This is a genomic window from Caenimonas sp. SL110 (genome assembly GCF_001044395.1).
Classification (GTDB): domain Bacteria; phylum Pseudomonadota; class Gammaproteobacteria; order Burkholderiales; family Burkholderiaceae_C; genus Ramlibacter.
The window spans coordinates 67,370-88,389 of sequence record NZ_JANU01000004.1; the positions used below are offsets into that span (position 1 = coordinate 67,370).

The following is a 21,020-nucleotide window of genomic DNA, read 5'->3' on the forward strand; positions in this document are numbered from 1 at the left end:
GGGTCGGTCCGCAGTTCAGTGCGCGAGCCGCCCTTGCGCGGGCTCGCACAGTTCATCGAGCACCAGCGCATCGGGCTCATGACCGAAGCTCCAGTACACCATCAGCACGATGATTTTCAGGTCGTCGATGGGCACGGTTGCGTCTGGCGTCGCCATGGCGCGCTCGATCACGATCTCGCGCATGGCGGCAGGCAGCAGGCCCGCCGATTCGAGGAACGAAATGAAGCCCAGGCACTGCGCGCCCAGCCTGTCCTGCTCGGTGATCGAATAGACCCGCATGCTGTCCGCGGACGGCAGATGAACTTCGGGGAGTGGGGGCTTGTCCTCGCTCTGGCCGGCACCGGCGCTCTGGGCGGCGAGGTTCAGGCCATCGAGCCAGATGAGGGCGTCGTGGATTTCATCGGCTTCGAAGCCGTGCGCGCTGAGCTTTCGCTCCAGCAGCGTTGACTCAGGGCAGGCATCGCCTCGCCAGTAGTTCTCGTAGACAAAAACGAGCACTTCGAACATGGGTCCAATATAGCCCAGAACTCAGAACGCACGGGCGTTCAGCTGCAAGTGTTGCCGCCAGGCCTCAGGCGTGCGCGATGCGCTGGAACAGCCCGCCCGGCAGCCGCGCGACTTCATCGCCCAGCTCCAGCTCCAGCAGGCGCGCCTGGAGTTCAGAGGCGCTGATGCCGGTGCGTGCGATGAGCGCATCGAGGCTGACCGGATCGAAGCCAAGCGCCTCGAGCAGTGGATTGTCTTGCCCAGGTTTGTCGCTCTCGTCGTTCGCAGCCGACTGCGATGAAGCGCGCCCGGAGGTTTGCGCAATGGGTAACTTCAATTCTTCCAGCACGTCCTGCGCGGTCTCGACCAGCTTGGCGCCCTGCTTGAGCAAGGCGTGACAGCCGCGCGATTGCGGCGAATGAATCGAGCCGGGAATCGCGAAGACCTCGCGGCCCATTTCGAGCGCCTGGTGGGCGGTGATGAGCGAGCCCGATTTCAACGCGGCTTCCACCACAACCGTACCCTGGCTCAACGCCGCAATGATGCGATTGCGCCGCGGAAAATTCTCAGGCAGCGGTGGCGTGCCGATGGCGTACTCGCTCACGATCAGGCCCGATCGCGCGATGCGGTGCGCGAGCGCCAGATGCCTGCTGGGGTACACGCGATCAAGCCCGGTGCCGACCACGGCAATCGTGGCCAGGGATGAATCGCTGGTATCGGCACCCGCGCCATCCAGAGCACCTTCATGGGCGGCTCCATCAACGCCGAGCGCCAACCCCGAAATGACGGTGAGGCCCGATTGGGCAAAGCTGCGGGCGAATTGCTTGGCATTGAGCAGGCCCTGCGCCGTGGGATTGCGGCTACCGACGATGGCGAGCGATTGCGGCCACGGCGCGCGCGTGCGACCCATCAGGTACAGCATCAGCGGCGGGTCGGCTGTGTTGAGCAGCAGCTCAGGGTAATGGGCATCGCCCAGCGCAATGATGCGCCGCTCAAGGCCGTCGTCCTGGTGCAGCCACTGCCACGTGGCCTCCAGCAAGTCTGAAAGGCCCGCAGGTTCTTCGCGCAGCGCCTTCGCCTGTGCCGGTCCGACCACAGCGGCGAAGCCTTCAGGCGATTGTGAAAAGATGGCCCCCGGCAGACCGAACGCGGCGAGCAGTCGCCGCGCAGTCGTGTTTCCGACGCCCGGCGTCAATGCCAGGCGCAGCCATGCGGCCAGCTCCCCTCGTTCCATCGGCAATGTCCGTTTAGCGCGGATTGACGACCCGGTCGCCTACCTTGACGGTGCTGGAGATTTCCAGGACGAGTGCGTAAGAGAGCTTGTCGAACGGGCGGAAGACCATGAGCAGCCCGGTGCGTTCGTCGGGGATCTTGATGTTGGTGCGCTCGCCGGGTTGGGTCCGGTCGATGCGGCGCTCGCCGTCGCGCAGGATCGCCATGACATGGCCGACCTCCACGCCATCGGCGGTGCCCTTGTTGATCACGACGACCTGGTTCTGGCCGACGAACGACACAGCGTCGCCATAGACCGAAACGATGGCTGCATCCACCGGCATGGACGGCGCGTGCGGAACGTAAGCCTGGAACTGGCGCGCGGGCTCAGGCAGCAAGCGGTCGCCGACGCGCATTTCTTCTTTGGCGGCGGTGATGTCGATGGTGCCGGGAATCACGGTGTTTTCAGACTTGCCGCTGGATGCGCGCACCGGCTCGATGCTCTCGTCGCGAACGAGCTGGGCACGGCCGAGGTACATCGCTTCATAGCCGAGCACCACGCTGGTCAGCGGGTCCTTGAGCGGCCTGGCATTGCGAAACACGCGGTAGTCGTCGGCCCGGCCGGCCACGCGCTGCTTGAGCGGCGTGGTCACGAGGCCGCGCGCATAGGCGCGGTCGCCACGGGTAATGAGAACGCGTTCTTCGGGGCCGGCCACGATGCGCGGAGCTGCCAGCAACGTGGCCTCATCGATGATGAGTGCTTCGGCCAGGAAAGGCTCGATCAGGTGTGTCTTCAGGGCCGGGACCGACAGGTCGGCCATGGATTCCACCCGCACGCGCGGTGAGACACGGACCGTGTCGGTTGGCTCTGCTCCGGCAGGACCGCGGCCCATGCGAAGAATCGCGCGGCCGTCTTTCTTTTCGAGCACCAGCAACTGGCCGGGGAAGATCAGGTGGGGATTGCGCACCTGTTCCATGTTCATGCCCCACAGCTCGGGCCAGCGCCACGGGCTCTTGAGGAAGATGCCGGAAATGGCCCACAGCGTATCGCCGCGCTTGACCGTGTACTCGTCGGGGGCGTTGGGGGCCAGCTCGGACAGCGGGACGCCCTGCTGGGCAACCTGCTGCGCAGTGGAGCGCTGGCCGGGGGTGATGGGGAAGTTCTGCGCCGCAGCGCTCATCGGCCAAAGCCCCGCAGCAAGTGCCGCCAGCGCGACCACGGTGGGCAGGGCGCGGCGTGATACCGGCACAATTTGCGAGGCTGCGGATGAGTTCTGGCTGTGTATTTTCATTTGCGGGCTGCGACCGTCGGCGTAAGCCGAGGCGGCCAAAAGTCTTGACAAAGTACTGGCGATTCTGCGCTCAAGCCCTTGATTGGGCAACGTTTATGCCCATCGCACCCTGCCAGAGCCGCCAAAAGTGGCGAAAATAGCGACAGCTACCTTTTCTTACCATGGCCCTCCTTCCCATTCTTTGCTTTCCCGATCCCAAGCTGCACACTGTCGCCCGCCCGGTCGCCTCGGTCGATGGCCGCATCCGGCAGCTGGTCGCCGACATGCTCGAAACCATGTACGACGCCAGCGGCATCGGCCTTGCCGCGACCCAGGTCGATGTGCATGAGCGGGTGGTCGTCATCGACGTCTCGGAAGAGCGCAATGCGCCGCTGGTACTGATCAACCCCGAGATCACCTGGTACAGCCCCGAAAAGCAGATGAACGAAGAAGGCTGCCTGTCGGTTCCGGGCGTCTATGACGGCGTCGAACGCGCAACGCGGATCAAGGTCAAGGCGATGGACGACCAGGGCCAATCGCGCGAGATAGAAGCCGAGGGCATCCTGGCTGTGTGCGTCCAGCACGAGATGGACCACCTGCTCGGAAAAGTGTTTGTCGAATACCTGTCGCCGCTCAAACGCAACCGCATCAAGACCAAGATGCTCAAGGCGCGGCGCGATACCGAACGGGCCTGAAGCGCAGGTCCCTTTCTCCATGTACAAAATGTCCTGGGCTGTTGCAGCCACCGTCCTGATGCTCGCAGGCTGCGCGGGCGGACCATTTGCCAGTTACGAATTTGCGCCCGGCACACCCCGTCAGCAGGTGGTCGAGCGCATGGGCCAGCCGCAGCGCGTCGTGAAAATCGCCGCCGGTGAGCGGTTGCAGTATTCGATGCAGCCCGTCGGCCACTTCGCATGGATGGTCGATGTCGATGCGTCGGGCAAGGTGATCGGGTCGCGGCAGGTCCTGACCGAAGGCAACTTCAACCGCATCGAGGTCGGCAAGTGGACCCGCGACGACGTCGAGCGTGAGTTCGGGCGTCCCGCGTGGGTCGACAGCGTGGCGAGCTGGCGCGGTCCCATCCTGACTTACCGCTGGCGCGACGTGCAGCGCAGCGACATGTTCTATTACGTCTACCTTGACGAACGCGGCGTCGTGCAGCGGGCCCACCCCGGCATGGAATTCGTCAACGCCCCCAACGACAGGAACTGATCTTCGATGCGCCTGGTTTTTGCGGGAACGCCTGAATTCGCCCGCGTGGCGCTGGAGCGCCTGCATGCGGCGGGCTTTGAGATTGCGCTGGTGCTGACGCAGCCGGACCGGCCTGCGGGTCGCGGCATGAAGCTGCAGGCCTCGCCGGTCAAGCAGTTCGCCACCCAGCAGGGCATCGCCGTCGCGCAGCCGCGCAGCTTGCGGCTGGATGGCAAGTACCCCGAAGACGCCCGCGCCGCGCAGCAAGCAATTGAAGCGGCCCATGCCGATGTGATGATCGTGGCGGCCTACGGCCTGATCCTGCCGCAATGGGTGCTGGATGCGCCCCGCCTGGGATGCCTGAACATCCACGCATCCCTGTTGCCGCGCTGGCGCGGCGCAGCGCCTATCCACCGCGCGATTGAAGCGGGCGACAACGAGACCGGCGTCACCATCATGCAGATGGACGCGGGGCTGGACACGGGCGACATGCTGCTCGAAGAGCGCGTGCCCATCTCGGACAACGACACCACCGGGGTGCTGCACGACAGGCTCGCAACGCTGGGCGGACGCCTGATTGTCGAGGCGCTGGAACTGGCGGCCTGCGGCGGCTTCCAACCCGTCAGGCAACCCGAACAAGGCGTGACCTACGCGCACAAGATCGAGAAAGCCGAAGCCGCGATCGACTGGTCGCAGCCCGCCGACGTGATTGCCCGGCGCATCCGTGCATTCGATCCGTTCCCCGGCGCAACCGGTTTGCTCGCGGGTGAACTGATCAAGATATGGGCTGCGCAACCGGTTGCGTCCAGTGCCAGCGAAGCGCCGGGACAAATCCTCGCCGTGCAAGGCGGCGGTTTCGATGTTCAGTGCGGCCGGGGCGCATTGCATGTCACGCAGGTGCAGCGTCCCGGAGGCAAGCGGCTGGCAGTCGCCGACTTCCTGCGCGGCTTCGAGCTGAAGCCGGGAATGGCTTTCGAGCGCACCGGCGAAGCTTCGGCTTAAGCACCTCACGTGTTCTTCCTGCGCGACAACTACGCACACCCAGCCTTCCGTGAGGCGGGGCGCAGCATGGCACCGCTGGCCACCGGCATTGCCGCATGGGGCCTGATGACGGGCGTGGCGATGGTCAAGTCGGGCATGAGCGTGATCGAGGCGCTGGCCATGACGTTCCTTGTTTATGCGGGCAGTTCGCAGCTGGCGGCGATCCCGCTGATCGTGGCCGGCGCGCCGATGTGGGTGATCCTGGCGACGGGCTTTTGCGTCAACCTGCGCTTCGTTGTCTTCAGCCTGCACCTGAGGCCTTACCTCATGCACATGCCGCGCTGGCGCCGCATGACCCACGGCTTTCTCACCGCCGACATGACCTATGCGATGTTCACCCGCCGCTTTCCCAAGCCGCCCGTGGGCGATGCCCAGCGGCGTGAGCAAGAGGCCTATCTTTCCGGCAACTACTTCGTGACCTGGACCAGCTGGATGGTGTTCAGTGTCATCGGCATCGTGCTTGGAAACCTCATTCCGAGCTCGTGGGGGCTGGGCTTTGCGGGCGTGCTTTGCCTGGTCGGGATTCTCTGTTCGCTGGCGAACACACCGCTGCGCCGGCTCTCGGCGCTGATCGCGGGGGCAGCCGCAGTGGCTGCGTATTCGCTGCCGCTCAAGCTCAACATCGTCGCGGCCATCGCGGTGGCGGTGTTCGTGAGCTTCTGGCTCGAAAAGAAGGCGCCGCAAACCTGGCGCGAGGCGTCATAGGGCCATGACCGCACGCACGGACCTGTGGACCCTGCTGGTCATCGTCGGCCTCGCAGCAGTGACGGTGATCACGCGGTGCTTTTTCTTCATACTGGACAAACCCTGGAGCTTGCCGCTGTGGGCTGACCGCGCGCTTCAATACGCGCCGGTCGCCGCTTTGGCCGGTGTGGTTGCGCCCGAAGTGGTGATGCAGGCCGGAGCGTTCGTGGGCACCTGGCAGGACGCGCGGCTCTTCGCTGCGCCCGTGGGCGCAGCGCTTTATTTCTGGAAGCGGAATGTGCTGCTCACCATCATCGGCGGCATGGCGGTGTACCTGCCGCTGCATCTGGGGCTGGGCTGGTAGGGCGCTCTTAAAATGAGGGGCTGTACCAATCCACCAGCGAGCGAGCCCTCATGAACGTCCTGCGCTTTTCCGATCTCTGCAACCAGGGCCGCGCGAGCGGCCAGCGCGTGTTCATCCGCGCCGACCTCAACGTGCCGCAGGACGACGCGGGCAACATCACCGAAGACACGCGGATTCGCGCATCGGTGCCTTGCATCGAGATGGCGCTCAAGGCCAACGCGGCTGTCATGGTCACGTCGCACCTGGGCCGCCCCACCGAAGGCGAGTTCAAGCCCGAGGACTCGCTCGCGCCCGTCGCCAAACGCCTGTCTGAACTGCTGGGCCGCGATGTGCCGCTGCTGCGCGACTGGGTGGGCGGCGTTGACGTGAAGCCGGGCCAGGTGGTGTTGCTGGAGAACTGCCGCGTGAACAAGGGCGAGAAGAAAAACAACCCCGAGCTGGCGCAGAAAATGGCCGCTCTGTGCGACATCTTCGTGCACGACGCCTTCGGCACTGCGCACCGCGCGGAAGCATCGACCTACGGCATCGCACAGTACGCAAAGATCGCCTGCGCCGGCCCGCTGCTGGCCGCCGAGATCGACGCGATCACCCAGGCGCTGGCGAACCCGAAGCGACCGCTCGTTGCGATCGTCGCGGGCTCCAAGGTATCGACCAAGCTCACCATCCTCAAGGCCCTGGCAAGCAAGGTCGATCAGCTCATCGTGGGTGGCGGCATTGCCAACACCTTCCTGCTGGCCGCGGGGCTGCCGATCGGCAAGTCGCTGGCAGAGGCCGACCTGGTGGGCGAAGCGCGAGCGGTCATCGAAGCGATGAAGGCGCGTGGCGCGCAAGTGCCGATTCCCACGGATGTGGTCACAGCCAAGACCTTTGCCGCCGATGCAGTCGCCACCGTCAAGGCGGCTGCGGATGTAGCGCCCGATGACCTGATCCTGGACATCGGCCCCGACACGGCGGCGCGCCTGGCCAGGCAGCTGATGTCGGCCGGCACCATCGTCTGGAACGGGCCGGTCGGTGTCTTTGAATTCGACGCTTTCGCGCATGGCACGGAAACGATTGCGCGTGCGATTGCGCAGTCACCGGCGTTCAGCATTGCGGGCGGCGGCGACACGCTGGCGGCCATCGCCAAGTACGGCATCGAAAAGGATGTGGGCTATATCTCCACCGGTGGCGGCGCGTTCCTGGAAATCCTGGAAGGCAAGACGCTGCCGGCGTTCGAGATCCTGACCCGGCGTGCGGCCGAGGGTAATCGCTGAGGCAGCATCGTCACTCACTCGTCACCGCTTCTGGGCGAGAATGCCTCTCCCGTTCCAAAGAAAGCTCACATGGCACGTCGCGCCACCAAGATTGTTGCAACACTCGGCCCCGCTTCCAGCGATCCGGCACTGCTGGAGCAGATGATCCGCGCCGGCGTGAACGTGGTGCGCCTGAACTTCAGCCACGGCAAGGCCAAGGACCACATAGACCGCGCAGCGCTGGTGCGCGAAGCCGCTCAGCGCGCAGGCCGCGAGGTCGCGATCATGGCCGACCTGCAGGGCCCCAAGATCCGCGTGGGCAAGTTCGCTGAAGGTAAGGTGCTTCTCCAGCAGGGCGCGAAGTTCGTGCTGGATGCGTCCCGCACCGAGCCCGGCGACATCGACGGCGTGGGCCTGGATTACAAGGAACTGCCGCGCGATGTGAAGGCAGGCGACCTGCTGCTGCTCAACGACGGGCTCATCATGCTCACCGTCGACAAGGTGCTGGGCGAGCAGGTGCTGACCACCGTGAAGCAGGGCGGCTACCTGTCCAACAACAAGGGCATCAACAAGCAGGGCGGCGGACTCACCGCGCCTGCGCTGACAGCCAAGGACATGGAGGACATCCGCACGGCGATGGCCTTCCAGGCCGATTACGTGGCGGTGAGTTTTCCGCAGAACGCGACCGACATGGAAATGGCGCGCCAGCTTTGCAACGTGGCCGGCGCCGAGTTTCGCCATCGCCCGGGCCTTATTGCCAAGATCGAGCGCGCCGAGGCCATACCCAACCTCGAAGCCATCCTCAGGGCGAGCGACGGCATCATGGTCGCGCGGGGCGACCTGGCGATCGAAGTGGGCAACGCAGCGGTGCCTGCGCTGCAAAAACGCATGATCCGCATGGCACGTGAACACGACAAGGTCGTGATCACGGCAACGCAGATGATGGAGTCGATGATTCACGCGCCCGTGCCCACACGCGCCGAAGTGAGCGACGTGGCCAATGCGGTACTCGACGGCACCGATGCTGTGATGCTCAGCGCGGAAACCGCGGCTGGCAATTACCCGCTGGAGACCATCATCGAGATGGCGAACATCTGCGTGGAAGCCGAGAAGGCCGAAGACGTGAAGCTCGACGCCGATTTCACAGGCATGAACTTCAGCCGTATCGACCAGTCGATTGCAATGGGCGCGCTGTTCACGGCGCATCACCTGGGCTGCAAGGCCATCGTGGCGCTCACCGATTCCGGCTCCACACCCCTGTGGATGAGCCGGCATCGCATCCACATCCCGATCTTCGCGCTCACGCCCAAGCTGACGACGCAGCGCAAGATGGCGCTCTACCGCAATGTGCGGCCGCTCCTCATGGACCAGAGCGTCGATCGTGACCGTGCGCTCGGTGAAGCAGAAGAGCACCTCAAGCGCCGCGGCATCATGGCCACGGGCGACATCTATGCCATCACCTGCGGCGAGCCCATGGGCGCCCCGGGGGGCACCAACATGCTCAAGATCTGCCGCGTCAGCTGAAGGCGGTTTTTTACTTCACGCGCATGTCGTTGGCGACCGAGGTCACGCCGCGCACGCCTTGAGCGACGGCCACGGCGCGGTCGATGTTGGCGCGGCTGGACACGAAGCCGCTCAGTTGCACGCGGCCCTTGAACGTCTCGACGTTGATCTCGGCGGACTTGAGCGTGGGCTCATTGAAGATCGCGGCCTTCACGCCGGTGGTGATGGCGGTGTCGTCGATGTACTGGCCGGTGCTTTCATGCTTTTGCGTGGAGGCGCAGCCAGCCAGTGCGGTGAGGGCAACAGCGGCGACAAGGACGGAAATGCGTGCGAATTGGGTCATGGTGAATCTCCAGGAATCTCGTTTAACGGCCCGGCGAGAAACTCACCAGAGCGGATGACGGCGTCAACCCATGTATTGGGCGATGGGGGCCTTTGGTGGTCTGTGCGCTGCCGTACCGAAGAGCCAGCCGCCGTGTAGGACAACGTCGCTTCCTGCGCCAATGTGCGTGATCGCACAGACGGGGCAAGCTCATGCGCGCACCGTGTGGACAGGGCGCCGTTTTCCGGTGCCTTTGAAATGCTCCGCACAGAAAGAAAACCCAATGAACCGCAAACTCAAGATCGCACTGGCCGCCAGTGCAATGGTGTTCGGCGCGCAAGCCATGGCACAAGTCACCTTCTATGAAGGCGAGGGCTTTCGTGGCCGCGCCTTCACCACCCAGACCCAGGTCGACAACTTCGCGCGCATCGGCTTCAACGACCGCGCATCGTCAGTCGTGGTGGACAAGGGCCGCTGGGAAGTCTGCGAGAACGCCCGCTTTGACGGCCGCTGCACCTTGCTGCGCCCCGGCAACTATGACTCGCTGCGCGCGATGGGCATGGAAAACAGCATCTCCTCGGTGCGCCCGGCCCGCAACCGCCGCTATGAAAACGAAGCGCCGACGCCCCAGCCGGTCGCCAATTACGAATACCGCCGCCGGGCCAATGAGCGCGTTTACGCGGCACCTGTCACGCAAGTGCGCGCAGTCATGGGCGCCGCCACCGAGCGATGCTGGGTCGAGCGCCAGCAGGTCTCGCAAGACAGCGGTCGAAATGTCGGCGGCACGATTGCTGGCGCCCTGATCGGCGGCATCCTGGGTCACCAGGTGGGCGGCGGTTCGGGCAAGGACCTGGCCACCGTGGGCGGCGCAGTGGCCGGCGGTGTGATCGGCTCCAACGTGGCTGGCAATGGCCAGATGGGCAGCCGTGATGTGCGACGCTGCGAAAACACCACCAGCGGAACACCGGCTTACTGGGACGTGACCTACAACTTCCGCGGTCGTGACCACAACCTGCAGATGAGCGCAGCGCCCGGCTCGACGATCTCGGTCAACGAGCGCGGCGAACCGCGGCAGTAAGCCGTTCTAGGAGGGGCTCGTGACAGGAGCCGCCGGATGAACGACGGCCAGCGGCAGCCTGACGACAAACTCGCTGCCCAGGCCCTCGCCCGCACTGGAAGCAGTGACAGTGCCCTCGTGCGCGCGCACCAGTTCGCGCACGATTGCCAGCCCGATGCCCAACCCGTCGTGCGTCATGCTGGCCTGTGCATCGCGCACGAACATGTCAAAGACGTGCGGCAATGCCTTGGCCGAAATGCCGATGCCCTTGTCGCTGATGACAATCACGATGGCGCCGCCCGCCACCGTTGCGCGCATCGATATTTCGCTGCCTTCCGGTGAATACTTGGACGAGTTCTCCAGCAGGTTACCCAGCACCTGCACCAGGCGCACGGTGTCGCCCAGCATCATGATCGGCCCGGGTGGCACGCTGCTGGTGAAGGTGTGGTGCCGTGCGTCCATCGCAGGCTGGCAGGTCTCGATGGCGCGGGCAATCACGTTGCACACATCGATCAGCGTTCGTTCCATGCGGAATTTTCCGGTGCTGATGCGCGAGCCGTCCAGCAGGTCGCCGATCAATCGGGTCATCTGGGCGACCTGGCCGGTGATGGTGGCCTGCAGCTTGGCATGGGCAACGTCGTCGGTGCGTGCACGGTCGAGCATGAGGGCCGCCAGGCGCAGCGGCATGAGCGGATTGCGCAACTCGTGCGCGACGGTGGCCAGGAATGAAACCTGCCGGCGATGCGCTTCCACCGCCGTAGCCTCCAGCTCCTGTGAGCTCAGTGCAGCAATGACCAGCCGTTCGTTGGCTTCGCGCAGTGTCTTGGCGTCGTGATCGAGTTCGCGGCGAAACAGCTGCGAGTCCCGTTCCGGCATGGTCGAGCGCACCATTTCACCCAGCCGGGCAGTTGCAGCTTCGGCGATGGCCTCGGCCCGCATGGCGGCAATCACCAGCTGCTCGTTCACCCGCCGCATCACGACGCCTGGCGACGCATTGAAATTGCGCTCGACCTGCGCGAGGTCTCGCCGCAGCACCTGCAGGTCGGCGCGAACTGCATCGGCCTGGCCATTGAGCACGCTCAACGTGCGCGCAGCCTCCACTGCGGCATCGGGCGCGGGACGGCCGGGCTCGGTCATGTGTCTCGCCGCAATGTCGGCCTGCCGCCGAGCAGGCCTTCGTAGCCTTCGAGCATCGAGCCGATGGACAGGCCGTGTTCGTCGATGCTGAACAGGCGCAGCTCATTGGAATGCGCGCTGTCGCGAATCTTGGCCACGGCGATCACGCGTTTGAGCCGGCTTTCAACTTCGATGTAGCGCTGCACGATGATGGCATCGGTGAGGAATGCGGTGCCGTAGGGGCTGAAGCGCAGGTCGTCGTAACGGTCTTCCAGCTCTGACGTCATGAGCACGGTCGCACCGGTGCTCGCCAGTGCAGAGACCAGGCGTGACAGCGATTCGCGGAAGTCCTCGCGGAACGTGGGCGCCAATGCAAGCTCGAAGCCCGACAGCGAGTCGATCACCACACGCACAGCGTTCAGGCGCCTGACCTCGGCGATCAGGAGCGTGGCAATCTCGTCCACCGACAGACCCGGTGCGCGCGCGTCGATGACGCCAATGCGACCGGCCGCGATCAGCTCGGACAATTCGCGTCCACGCGACTTGCCGGGGCGCTGCTCGAAAGCCGCAATCACGCCCGATTCGCCGTTGCGCGCCCCTTCCACCAGGAACCTGGAAGCCAGCACGCTCTTGCCAGAACCCGTCGGACCCGCGACCAGCAGCGAGTAGCCGCGCGGCAGGCCGCCACCCATCATCTCGTTCAGGCCCTCAACGCCCATGCTCAGGCGCGACGGCGCGTCCAGTCCTGTGACCGGCTCACTGCGTTCGGTCAGCTGCGGCGGTGGAAAGACCCGCAGGCCATCGGCGTCGATGCGGAAAGTGTGCAGACCTGCCAATGTGGCCTGCCCGCGCATCTTCATGATCTCCATCTTGCGCACAATGGAATTGCGTTCAACGCTCTGGCGCATCCAGATCAGTCCGTCCGCGACGGTAAAGACCGGGTTGGGTTCGGTGTCGGTGAAGTATTCGCCGATCAGGAAGGAGGTGGCCTGCCAGCTGGTCATCAGCATGCCCAGCTGCTGCACGAAGGACTGCAGGGTGATGAACGAGTTGCCGCCATCACCGGCCAGCACGACGGAGCGAAACGAGTCCACCATCACCAGCCCGGGGCCGTGGGCTTCGACCTCGGAGGCGATGCGCGCCAGTACCTTCGAGAGGTCGCCGGTCGATGCTTCTTCCGACAGGTTCACAAAGCGCACGCAGGCATTGACCTTCGTGTCGTCGAAAAAGTTGAACTGCTGCTGGTAGCGCAGCATTTTCAGCGGCGGCTCGCCGAGCACCGTGAAATAGATCGCCGGACAGGCGTGCGAGGCCAGGGCAAACATGATCTGGTGGGCCAGCGTCGTCTTGCCGCAGCCGGGCGCCCCCGCAATCACATTGAAAGAAAATTCGGGCAGGCCTCCGCCGAGCACGTCGTCAAGCCCAGGAACGCCGGTGCGCAGGCGATGGATAGCGGCTTTCTGGGTGGTCATGGGGAGACATCCTGCACGGCCGGGCCGGCCGAAAGTAAATGGGAAGCGGGTTTCAGCAAACGCTCCGTGAGGGAAGGACCTATCAGGGTCGAAAGGAGGTCGTTGAGGGTGCGCACGATCGTAGCGTGAGCGGCTGCGGCAACGGGTGTGTCCTGCGCCGCGAGCGCGGCGTGCAGCGAGCTGAAATTACCGGGCGTAGCCGCGCCCTCGTAGGCCGCGGCAAGCCACGGATAGTCGACACGCGCCAGGTGCAGTGCGCGCTTGTAGAGCGCGGCCGCGCCACCTTGCCCGATCACCGGCGCAAGGGCGTCGTGCAGCGCGGTCCACGCCGCTACTGCCGCATCCGCAGTGGCTTGCGCAGTGGCGTCATCGGCCACCAGGTGCGCGGGAGTCGATGAGATGGCGGCCTCCGTGCGGCGGTGTGGATCAGCGCGACGCGGCTGGTGCGGGCACGATGACGACCGTGTCGCCCGTGCGGCCGCGCTGCCCGGTGTCGCCGGTGCTGCCAGTGGCGCCGGTGGAACCGGTTGCGCCCGTGAAACCAGTCGATCCGGTGGAGCCCGTCGATCCGGTCGAACCGGTTGCACCCGTGGATCCGGTGGAGCCTGTCGATCCGGTGTCACCTGCAACACCCGGTGCGCCCGCAGGTCCGGGAACGGGCGTGGGCACGGTCACGACGGTGGGCGGTGCAACGACGTCGCGCTGGCAGGCCGAAAGTGCGAGCACCGAGGCGAAGAGCGAGACGGACAAGGCAAGGGATTTGTTCATGGAAGTTCCAATATAAGGGTTGATGGCTTCAAACATACGCGGCTGCGTCAAATACATCTGTTCGCTGCCGCACGTAAAGTCAAAACAAGGCGTGAAAGTGAGAGATCAGTGCCGGCTCTTGAGTTCGATGCCGATGCCGCGATAGCCCAGGAACTGGCAGGCGGGACCGAACATCGGCTCGCCGCTCACCTTGAACTTCTGCTTCGAGCCGTCGGGGTTGACGCGGCTGAAGACGAAGTCCAGGAACGGCTTGCGCGCGGCGATGGCCGCTTGCAGCGCGGCTCTTTCGTCGGCGTTCCAGCCCGGCACAGGCTCATCCGTTGCATCGGCGACGAATCCGTCGACACGGATGCCCAGCATCTCCAGCACCGGTCCCGAGACCTTGGTGAAGTTGCCGTTCTCGTCCTGCTCCCAGTACCAGTCGGACGCCAGTTCGGTGAGGCTGCGGTAGCGCGCTTCGCTCTCGCGCAACTCGGCGGTGCGTTCGCGCACGGCCGATTCCAGCACCTGGCTGTAGTTTTCCAGGCGTTTGTAGAGCAGGCGCACTTCCAGCATGTTGCGGATGCGGGTCTTGACTTCGATGAGATCGAACGGCTTGCTCACGAAGTCGCGCGCGCCCGCATCGAGCGCCCGCAGCTTGTGGCCCGGCTGCGCCGTGATGACCAGCACCGGCAGGTAGGCGTCGCGGTCGTTGGTCTTGAGGGCCTCGATTACCTGGAAGCCATCCATCACCGGCATCTGCAGGTCCAGCAGGATCAGGTCGTAGGGCTCGCGGCGGTGCAGTGCGCACACCTTGGTTGGGTCCATCGTGGAGGTGACGTTGCTGTAGCCTTCCTGGCGCAGCATTTCTTCGAGCAGCGTGACATTGGCTGTCTGGTCGTCCACAACCAGAATGCGGGCGCGCAGGATTTCTGCAAGATTCATCATGCCGGCTCGTTCTGTGCCACAGACTTGGCGTGCAGGAGCGCGACATCCAGCGCCTCCATGAAGGTCGCCACCACGATGGGCTTGGTGATGTAGTTGAAGAACCCCGCCTCCATCGCCCGCTCGATATCGCGGGGCACCGCATTGGCGCTGAGGGCGATGATGGGGATATGCGCCGTGGCCGGGTCGTCGCGCAGGATCTTCATGGCTTCTATGCCACCCATGCCCGGCAGGTTGATGTCCATCAGGATCACTTCGGGCAGCGCGGCCCTCGCAAACTCGATGCCGAGTTTCGCGTCGGCGGCGCTGTGCATGTACAGGTCGCTGCGCCGTGCGATCAGCTGGCCGACCAGTTCGAGATTGGCAGGGTTGTCTTCGACATAAAGCAGCGTGTGGCGTTTGCCCCCGTTGTCCACTGCGGGGGGGGGCAGTGCGGTGGTGGCAATCGCGGCGGCGAGCAACGGCGCAACCGTGGCCTTGAATTCAATCCAGAAGACACTGCCCTTGTCCACGATGCTTTCCACGCCGATCGAGCCATCCATCAGGTCCACCAGCCGCTTGGTGACGACAAGGCCGATGCCCGTGCCCTCTTCGGCGCCGCCTTCCTTGCCCAGGCGGTTGAAGGGCTGGAACAGCTGGCCGAGTTCGGCGGGTGTCAGTCCCACGCCGGTATCGCGCACGCTGATGCGCACCATCGATCGCACCAGGGCCACCTCGACGGAGACCGATCCGTTGGGCCGGTTGTACTTGACGGAGTTGGACAGCAGGTTGATCAGCACCTGCTTGACGCGCGTGCGGTCGGCGCTCACGTATCGCGGAATATCGAACTGCGGAAACGTCATGCCGATTCCGCGAGAGCGCGCCTGCGGCTCGATCATCGCCCGGCACTCGGTCATCACCTCGGCCAGCGAAACCGGTTCATTGGACAGCGACACAGTGCCCGACTCGATGAGCGCCAGGTCGAGCACTTCGTTGATCAGCTCCAGCAGGTACCAGCCGGCCTTGAGGATCTGGTCGATGTTGCGGCGCTGCGTGACGGTGGGCGTCGGCGAGCCGGACTCCAGCAACTGTGCGAAACCCAGGATCGCGTTGAGCGGTGTGCGCAGCTCGTGGCTCATGCTCGAGAGAAACTCCGACTTCGCGCGGTTGGCCTTTTCGGCAGCGGCCATCGCTTCATTGAGTTCGCGCTCCACCCGCTTGCGCGCCGAGTTGTCGGTGCCGATCAGCAGGTAGCCGATGATGTTGCCCGGATCGTCGCGCAAGGCGGTGATGGACACGATGGCCGGGAAGCGGCTGGCGTCCTTGCAGATGTAGGTGAGCTCGTAGATGTCTTCGATCTCGCGCGATGCCTTGAATGCGAGTGCTTCAAAGCCCGGCGCGATGGGCGTGCCCAGCTCCAGCGTGAGCGCAGCGGCGCGCTCGGCGACTTCATCGGGATCGTGGATGTCGCTGGGGCTGATGCAGTTGACGACTTCATCGGCGCTATAGCCCAGCATCCGCTCGGCACCGACGTTGAACAGCTGGATGATGCCCTTCTCGTCTGTCGCAATGATGGAGAAGTTGGCGCTGGTCAGGATGGCGTTTTGCAGCGCACCCGCCTTGAGCAGCACCAGCGCCGCATCGTCGGCGACCAGAGGCCACGCGGATTTTTGATTCATGACCTACGCTAACGCGACCCGGCCCTGCGGTCTGTGCGCCAGCCAACATAGCGCCCTGTTGGGGGGCGCAGCCGCGCGTCAGGGCTTCACGCCCCGCGGGATGTCATCCATCAGTCGGTCGTACTCGATCTTCACCACCCCGTAGCACTCGCACACGGCTTTTTCCAGTCCCGCACGATCGAGCACGTCGATATGGCCACGCCGATAGCGAATGAGGCCTGCGCGCTGCAGATGCCCTGCCGCCTCGGTGACGCCCTCGCGCCGGACACCCAGCATGCTGGCGATCAGCTCCTGCGTCATGGTGAGCGAATCGCCCGACATGCGGTCCAGGCTGAGAAGCAGCGCGCGGCACAGTTGCTGCTCGACGGTGTGGTGCCGGTTGCATACGGCGGTCTGCGTCATCTGTGTGATGAGCGACTGCGTGTAGCGCAGCAACAGCCGCATCACCGCACCCCCGCGATTGAACTCCGTGACCAGCAGCGCGGCATTGAGCCGGTAAGCGTGGCCGGCGCTGCGCACGACGGCGCGGCTGGGCGTGGTGTTGCCGCCCATGAAGAGCGAGATACCCACGATGCCTTCGTTGCCCACCACGCCGATTTCGGCGGACGAGCCGTCGGCCAGGACATAGAGCAGCGAGACGATGCAGGTGGTCGGGAAATAGACGTGGCTCATCTGTCCGCCCGATTCGCTCAGGACCTGTCCGAGCGACATCGGCACGAGTTCGAGCCCGGCTTGCAGGCGTTCGTATTCCTCGGCTGGAATGGCCGCCAGCAAATGGTTTTGGCGGGTGTCGTGTGCAGGGCCCATCTTGATGATTGTGCCCCCTGCGGATGCGCAATTGTTCAGGCTGGAACAGCGTCCACGTTGGCCCGCGTCCAGTGGCGATGGCGGCCGATGGCCGCAATGAAATCCTGTGCCATCGGCACCCGGGTGGTCGGGTCGTTCTTGCCGCGCACCACACCTTCGGGCAAGGGAGTGCTGTCGGCCGTCACGCCAAGGCTCGATAGCAGCTCGACGCCCTCGCCGATCACGCAGATTGCCTTGCAATGCTTGAAGGCTTCCAGGGCGAAGTGCACAGCATCACCATTGCGCGCAAGCGCCTGTGCGCTGGCCGCGCCACCGGGCACCATCACGGCGTCGAACATGATCGATGCCGTGTTGGTGAAGGTGTGATCGACCGCGAGCTGCTGGCCCGATGACGTGGCAACGAAGCCCAGGCGGTCCGACACGATCTTCGTGGTCGCGCCCGCATCGTGCAGGGCCTGCTGGATGACACGCATTGCGCCGATCTCGACACCGCCTGCCACCAGGATGGCGACCTTGCGGGTAGAAATGGCGTTGCTGGCTGGCGTAGCCGGGGGTTCCATGCTCAGGGCCGGAGAGCTTTCGACGGGCAGCTTGCCGCGCACATCGCGAAATCCTGCGCGTCCCGCGGCGGCCTTTGCGTCGGGCGATGCGATGCCGATGGCCTCGGCCACCTTGCGCGCAAGCTTTGAGTCGACGTGCGCCAGGTTGTCCACGACGCGCTGGCGAATCGCAACCGTCTCCACCTTCGACAGTTCAAACTGGAACGCAGCCGCGATGTGGTCACGCTCGACCGAACTGAGCGAGTTGTAGAAGAACGAAGCCTGGCTGAAGTGATCGTCAAAGCTCGGGCTACGCCGACGGATCTTGGGGGACTCGAGTTCTTCGGCGTAGCTGTGAAAGCCCTGCTGGCCACCGTCGGCCCGAAACTCCGCGCCGCTCGCCAATGAGTTCGGCTCATACGAGACCTGGCCCTTGTTGAGCAGCATGCGGTGCATGCCGTCGCGCTGGAAATTATGGAAAGGGCATACGCCCTTGTTGATCGGGATCTCGTGGAAGTTGGGCCCGCCCAGGCGCGACAGCTGCGTGTCGGTATACGAGAACAGCCGGCCTTGCAGCAGGGGGTCGTTGCTGAAGTCGATGCCGGGCACCACATGGCCGGGGTGGAATGCAACCTGCTCGGTCTCCGAAAAGAAGTTGTCCGGGTTGCGGTTGAGCACCAGCTTGCCCACGATCTGCACCGGCACCATCTCTTCAGGGATCAGCTTGGTCGGATCGAGCAGGTCGAAGCCCAGGCTTGCAGCCTTGGCTTCTGGAATCAGCTGCAGGCCCAGTTCCCACTCCGGGAAATTGCCCTGCGCGATCGCTTCCCAGAGGTCGCGGCGATGAAAGTCGGCGTCCTTGCCGGCGATCTTTTGCGCCTCGTCCCAGGCCAGCGCGTGCTTGCCCAGCTTGGGCTTCCAGTGGAACTTGACGAAGTGCGAAACGCCGTGCGCATTGATCATGCGGAAGGTGTGAACGCCAAAACCTTCCATCATGCGCAGGCTGCGCGGAATGGCGCGGTCCGACATGACCCACATCAGCATGTGCGTGGTCTCGGGCATGAGCGAGACGAAATCCCAGAAGGTGTCGTGCGCGCTGGAAGCCTGCGGCATCTCGTGATGCGGCTCGGGCTTGAGTGCGTGAACGAGATCCGGAAACTTGATCGCGTCCTGGATGAAAAAGACCGGCATGTTGTTGCCGACCAAATCGTAGTTGCCTTCACGCGTGTAGAACTTGACGGAGAAGCCGCGAACGTCGCGCACCGTGTCGGCCGAGCCGCGTGAGCCCGCGACGGTGGAAAAGCGAACGAAGACCGGCGTGCGCGATCCGGCTTCCTGCAGGAAATCGGCGCGGGTGTATTCCTGCATCGACTTGCTGAGCTCGAAGTAGCCGTGCGCCGCCGAGCCGCGTGCATGGACGACGCGCTCGGGGATGCGCTCGTGGTCGAAGTGGGTGATCTTCTCGCGCAGGATGAAGTCTTCCAGCAGCGAGGGGCCGCGAATGCCGGCCTTGAGCGAATTGTGGTTGTCGGCAATGACCACACCCTGGTTGGTGGTCAGCATGTTCTCGGTGCCCTGGCTGAAAGTCTCCAGCTGCTTTTGCTTGGATGCGGCGCCTTCGCCCGCCTTGGATTTGCGCTGGGCTTCACCCTTGGACTGTGCCATTCAATCAACTCCTCTTTTTGCTGCTGCGTGGTGCATCGTGTGCGCGTGGTCACGCAACCCTCAGAGCATGGCAAGCTCATGAGCGAACCCCCGTAGTGGGCGGACGGGCGCGGCTGTCGGCCAGGAACCTCATCTTGGGTAGGACGTGTCCCACAAGGCCGGCGCGTGTGAGTCCTACGTTCAGTCGGTTGTGATGACTACCGTTGCTGTTTCGCGCCAGGCCCACCATGGCTGAATCGAAACAAGGGGAACAACGTGCACAGCAATCCGAAACGGACGGACGACAACAAGGGCGAAACGATTCCCCTGCAAGGCGAGACGCAGGAGAGCGCTCCCCGCATGCCGCACGAGCGCGACGAATCGTCCAGCAGCCAGTCGTCGGGAGAACCCACGGCCAAGGTCGTGGGCAAGCAGGCGCTGGCCGATGTCGAGCGGGGAATCGTCGATACGACGCGAGGCGCGGAAACCGACCGGGCGTACACGCAGGTGCGCAAGAGCACCGATACGCCGGACAGGAAGCCCAGGACCTGAGCTGCCCGGATCAGCCTGACCAGGTCAAGCTAACGCGAGCCTCATCGCATCGATCACGCTGCGGTAATCGGGTTTGCCGAAGATGGCGCTGCCGGCGACGAACGTGTCTGCGCCTGCAGATGCAACACGCGCGATGTTGTCGATCTTGATGCCGCCATCGACTTCGAGCCGGATGTCCTTGCCCGATGCGTCGATGCGCTTGCGCGCATCCTCGATCTTGCGCAGGGCCGAGTCGATGAAGCTTTGTCCGCCGAAGCCCGGGTTCACGCTCATGATGAGAATCAGGTCGATGTCTTCGATCACCCAGTCGAGCACGTCCAGCGGCGCTGCGGGGTTGAACACCACGCCTGCCTTGCAGCCTGCTGCGCGGATCGCCTGCACGCTGCGATGCACGTGGGCCGAGGCGTCGGGGTGAAAGCTGATGTAGTCGGCCCCCGCCTCTGCGAACGCCTGCGCGAGTGCATCGACCGGTTGCACCATCAGGTGCACATCGATCGGAACGGCGACGCCTTGCGCGGTTTTGGCGTGGGGCTTGAGCGCCGAACAGATCATCGGCCCGAACGTGAGGTTGGGCACGTAGTGGTTGTCCATCACGTCGAAGTGAATCCAGTCGGCGCCGGCGGCGATCACGCTCTTGACTTCGTCGCCCAGCCGGGCGAAGTCGGCCGACAGAATCGAAGGTGCGATGCGATAGGTCTTGGTCATCCATGAATTCTCGCAAATTGTGGGCACGCCGGGCGGGTTAGGATGGACGCATGGCGAAGTACCAGCTCAACGTTGAAACACAACCGCAATACCTGCCCGAACATTCGGCGCCGGCGCAAGGCATCTACGGCTTTGCCTACACGATCACGATCACCAACACGGGTGACATCGCGGCGCAGGTGATCTCGCGCCACTGGATCATCACCGACGCAGCCGGTGAGATCGAGGAAGTCAAGGGGCTCGGCGTGGTGGGGCATCAGCCCCTGCTCAAGCCGGGCGAATCGTTCCAGTACTCCAGCGGTTGCCGTCTGCGCACCTCCAGCGGCACCATGCACGGCACCTATTTCTGCGTGGCCGAAGACGGTGAGCGATTCGATGTGGAGATCGCTGCCTTCGTGCTCGACGACGGTTCAAACCGCGTTCTGCACTGATCACTACGCTGCCTGCGCAGCGCATTGAGAAACTGTTGCGG

23 protein-coding genes are annotated in these 21,020 nt (G+C 64.4%); 10 read left to right on the forward strand and 13 right to left on the reverse strand.

All coding sequences use genetic code 11. The annotated features are described in order from the left end of the window. Window positions 1-15: 15 nt before the first annotated feature. The 3 genes from AQ12_RS02710 to AQ12_RS02720 all read right to left on the reverse strand — a co-directional run bounded on the left by AQ12_RS02710 (window position 16) and on the right by AQ12_RS02720 (window position 2,990). A complete protein-coding gene (locus AQ12_RS02710; protein WP_048438319.1) occupies window positions 16-507 on the reverse strand; it encodes a DUF494 family protein in 492 nt (163 codons plus the stop codon). A 64-nt stretch (window positions 508-571) separates the two neighbouring features. Further along, on the reverse strand, window positions 572-1,720 hold the full coding sequence (dprA, locus tag AQ12_RS02715) for a DNA-processing protein DprA (protein WP_048438320.1): 1,149 nt from the start codon (window positions 1,718-1,720) through the stop codon (window positions 572-574). 13 nt (window positions 1,721-1,733) lie between these two features. Next, window positions 1,734-2,990: a LysM peptidoglycan-binding domain-containing protein gene (locus tag AQ12_RS02720; RefSeq protein ID WP_053076533.1), complete on the reverse strand. Its 1,257-nt coding sequence runs from the start codon at window positions 2,988-2,990 to the stop codon at window positions 1,734-1,736. 161 nt (window positions 2,991-3,151) lie between these two features. On the opposite strand from AQ12_RS02720, the gene def reads away from it, so the two are divergent. The 7 genes from def to pyk all read left to right on the forward strand — a co-directional run bounded on the left by def (window position 3,152) and on the right by pyk (window position 9,005). Continuing rightward, window positions 3,152-3,664 carry a peptide deformylase gene (def, locus tag AQ12_RS02725; protein WP_048438321.1) on the forward strand — a complete coding sequence of 171 codons (513 nt, stop codon included), beginning with the start codon at window positions 3,152-3,154 and terminating at the stop codon, window positions 3,662-3,664. Between the two features lie 28 nt (window positions 3,665-3,692). After that, entirely contained in the window at window positions 3,693-4,181 is a 489-nt protein-coding gene (locus AQ12_RS02730; protein WP_238587630.1) for a hypothetical protein, read from the forward strand. Window positions 4,182-4,187: 6 nt separating this feature from the next. After that, window positions 4,188-5,162 (forward strand): methionyl-tRNA formyltransferase, encoded by a 975-nt coding sequence (gene fmt / locus AQ12_RS02735; RefSeq protein ID WP_048438323.1) that lies wholly within the window; start codon window positions 4,188-4,190, stop codon window positions 5,160-5,162. 66 nt (window positions 5,163-5,228) lie between these two features. After that, a complete protein-coding gene (locus AQ12_RS02740; protein WP_048438420.1) occupies window positions 5,229-5,906 on the forward strand; it encodes an AzlC family ABC transporter permease in 678 nt (225 codons plus the stop codon). Between the two features lie 4 nt (window positions 5,907-5,910). After that, window positions 5,911-6,249, forward strand: coding sequence for an AzlD domain-containing protein (locus AQ12_RS02745; protein ID WP_048438324.1), 339 nt, complete (start codon window positions 5,911-5,913; stop codon window positions 6,247-6,249). A gap of 50 nt (window positions 6,250-6,299) precedes the next feature. Beyond that, entirely contained in the window at window positions 6,300-7,502 is a 1,203-nt protein-coding gene (locus AQ12_RS02750) for a phosphoglycerate kinase (RefSeq protein WP_048438325.1), read from the forward strand. A 69-nt stretch (window positions 7,503-7,571) separates the two neighbouring features. Then, entirely contained in the window at window positions 7,572-9,005 is a 1,434-nt protein-coding gene (gene pyk, locus AQ12_RS02755) for a pyruvate kinase (protein WP_048438326.1), read from the forward strand. A 10-nt stretch (window positions 9,006-9,015) separates the two neighbouring features. Here pyk and AQ12_RS02760 read toward each other — a convergent pair whose 3' ends face one another. Beyond that, entirely contained in the window at window positions 9,016-9,327 is a 312-nt protein-coding gene (locus AQ12_RS02760) for a BON domain-containing protein (RefSeq protein ID WP_048438327.1), read from the reverse strand. Between the two features lie 262 nt (window positions 9,328-9,589). Here AQ12_RS02760 and AQ12_RS23460 point away from each other — a divergent pair, with 262 nt between their 5' ends. After that, the gene (locus tag AQ12_RS23460; RefSeq protein WP_048438328.1) at window positions 9,590-10,384 is read left to right on the forward strand and encodes a beta/gamma crystallin-related protein; all 795 of its coding nucleotides are present in this window, start codon (window positions 9,590-9,592) and stop codon (window positions 10,382-10,384) included. Between the two features lie 6 nt (window positions 10,385-10,390). On the opposite strand, the gene AQ12_RS02770 is transcribed toward AQ12_RS23460, so the two are convergent. The 8 genes from AQ12_RS02770 to AQ12_RS02805 all read right to left on the reverse strand — a co-directional run bounded on the left by AQ12_RS02770 (window position 10,391) and on the right by AQ12_RS02805 (window position 19,312). After that, window positions 10,391-11,500, reverse strand: coding sequence for a cell wall metabolism sensor histidine kinase WalK (locus AQ12_RS02770; RefSeq protein WP_048438329.1), 1,110 nt, complete (start codon window positions 11,498-11,500; stop codon window positions 10,391-10,393). Continuing rightward, on the reverse strand, window positions 11,497-12,951 hold the full coding sequence (locus tag AQ12_RS02775) for an ATPase domain-containing protein (RefSeq protein ID WP_048438330.1): 1,455 nt from the start codon (window positions 12,949-12,951) through the stop codon (window positions 11,497-11,499). Before AQ12_RS02775 ends, AQ12_RS02770 begins: the two co-directional genes overlap by 4 nt. Further along, window positions 12,948-13,328, reverse strand: coding sequence for a hypothetical protein (locus tag AQ12_RS02780; RefSeq protein WP_053076534.1), 381 nt, complete (start codon window positions 13,326-13,328; stop codon window positions 12,948-12,950). The genes AQ12_RS02775 and AQ12_RS02780 overlap by 4 nt, the downstream gene beginning before the upstream one ends. Window positions 13,329-13,377: 49 nt before the next feature. Further along, window positions 13,378-13,719, reverse strand: coding sequence for a hypothetical protein (locus tag AQ12_RS02785; protein ID WP_048438422.1), 342 nt, complete (start codon window positions 13,717-13,719; stop codon window positions 13,378-13,380). 105 nt (window positions 13,720-13,824) lie between these two features. Next, window positions 13,825-14,646, reverse strand: a complete 822-nt coding sequence (locus tag AQ12_RS02790) for a response regulator (RefSeq protein WP_048438331.1) — start codon at window positions 14,644-14,646, stop codon at window positions 13,825-13,827. Beyond that, on the reverse strand, window positions 14,643-16,301 hold the full coding sequence (locus AQ12_RS02795) for an ATP-binding protein (RefSeq protein WP_048438332.1): 1,659 nt from the start codon (window positions 16,299-16,301) through the stop codon (window positions 14,643-14,645). Before AQ12_RS02795 ends, AQ12_RS02790 begins: the two co-directional genes overlap by 4 nt. Before the next feature lie 78 nt (window positions 16,302-16,379). Beyond that, window positions 16,380-17,108: a Crp/Fnr family transcriptional regulator gene (locus AQ12_RS02800; RefSeq protein ID WP_048438333.1), complete on the reverse strand. Its 729-nt coding sequence runs from the start codon at window positions 17,106-17,108 to the stop codon at window positions 16,380-16,382. 35 nt (window positions 17,109-17,143) lie between these two features. Beyond that, the gene (locus AQ12_RS02805; RefSeq protein WP_048438334.1) at window positions 17,144-19,312 is read right to left on the reverse strand and encodes a catalase; all 2,169 of its coding nucleotides are present in this window, start codon (window positions 19,310-19,312) and stop codon (window positions 17,144-17,146) included. A 255-nt stretch (window positions 19,313-19,567) separates the two neighbouring features. On the opposite strand from AQ12_RS02805, the gene AQ12_RS02810 reads away from it, so the two are divergent. Then, entirely contained in the window at window positions 19,568-19,843 is a 276-nt protein-coding gene (locus tag AQ12_RS02810; protein WP_152682647.1) for a hypothetical protein, read from the forward strand. A gap of 24 nt (window positions 19,844-19,867) precedes the next feature. Here the strand turns inward: AQ12_RS02810 and rpe are convergent, their stop codons facing one another. Then, window positions 19,868-20,548 (reverse strand): ribulose-phosphate 3-epimerase, encoded by a 681-nt coding sequence (rpe, locus tag AQ12_RS02815; protein ID WP_048438336.1) that lies wholly within the window; start codon window positions 20,546-20,548, stop codon window positions 19,868-19,870. Window positions 20,549-20,598: 50 nt separating this feature from the next. Between rpe and apaG the strand changes: the two genes are divergently transcribed. Then, on the forward strand, window positions 20,599-20,979 hold the full coding sequence (apaG, locus tag AQ12_RS02820; RefSeq protein ID WP_048438337.1) for a Co2+/Mg2+ efflux protein ApaG: 381 nt from the start codon (window positions 20,599-20,601) through the stop codon (window positions 20,977-20,979). The last annotated feature ends 41 nt before the right edge of the window (window positions 20,980-21,020 follow it).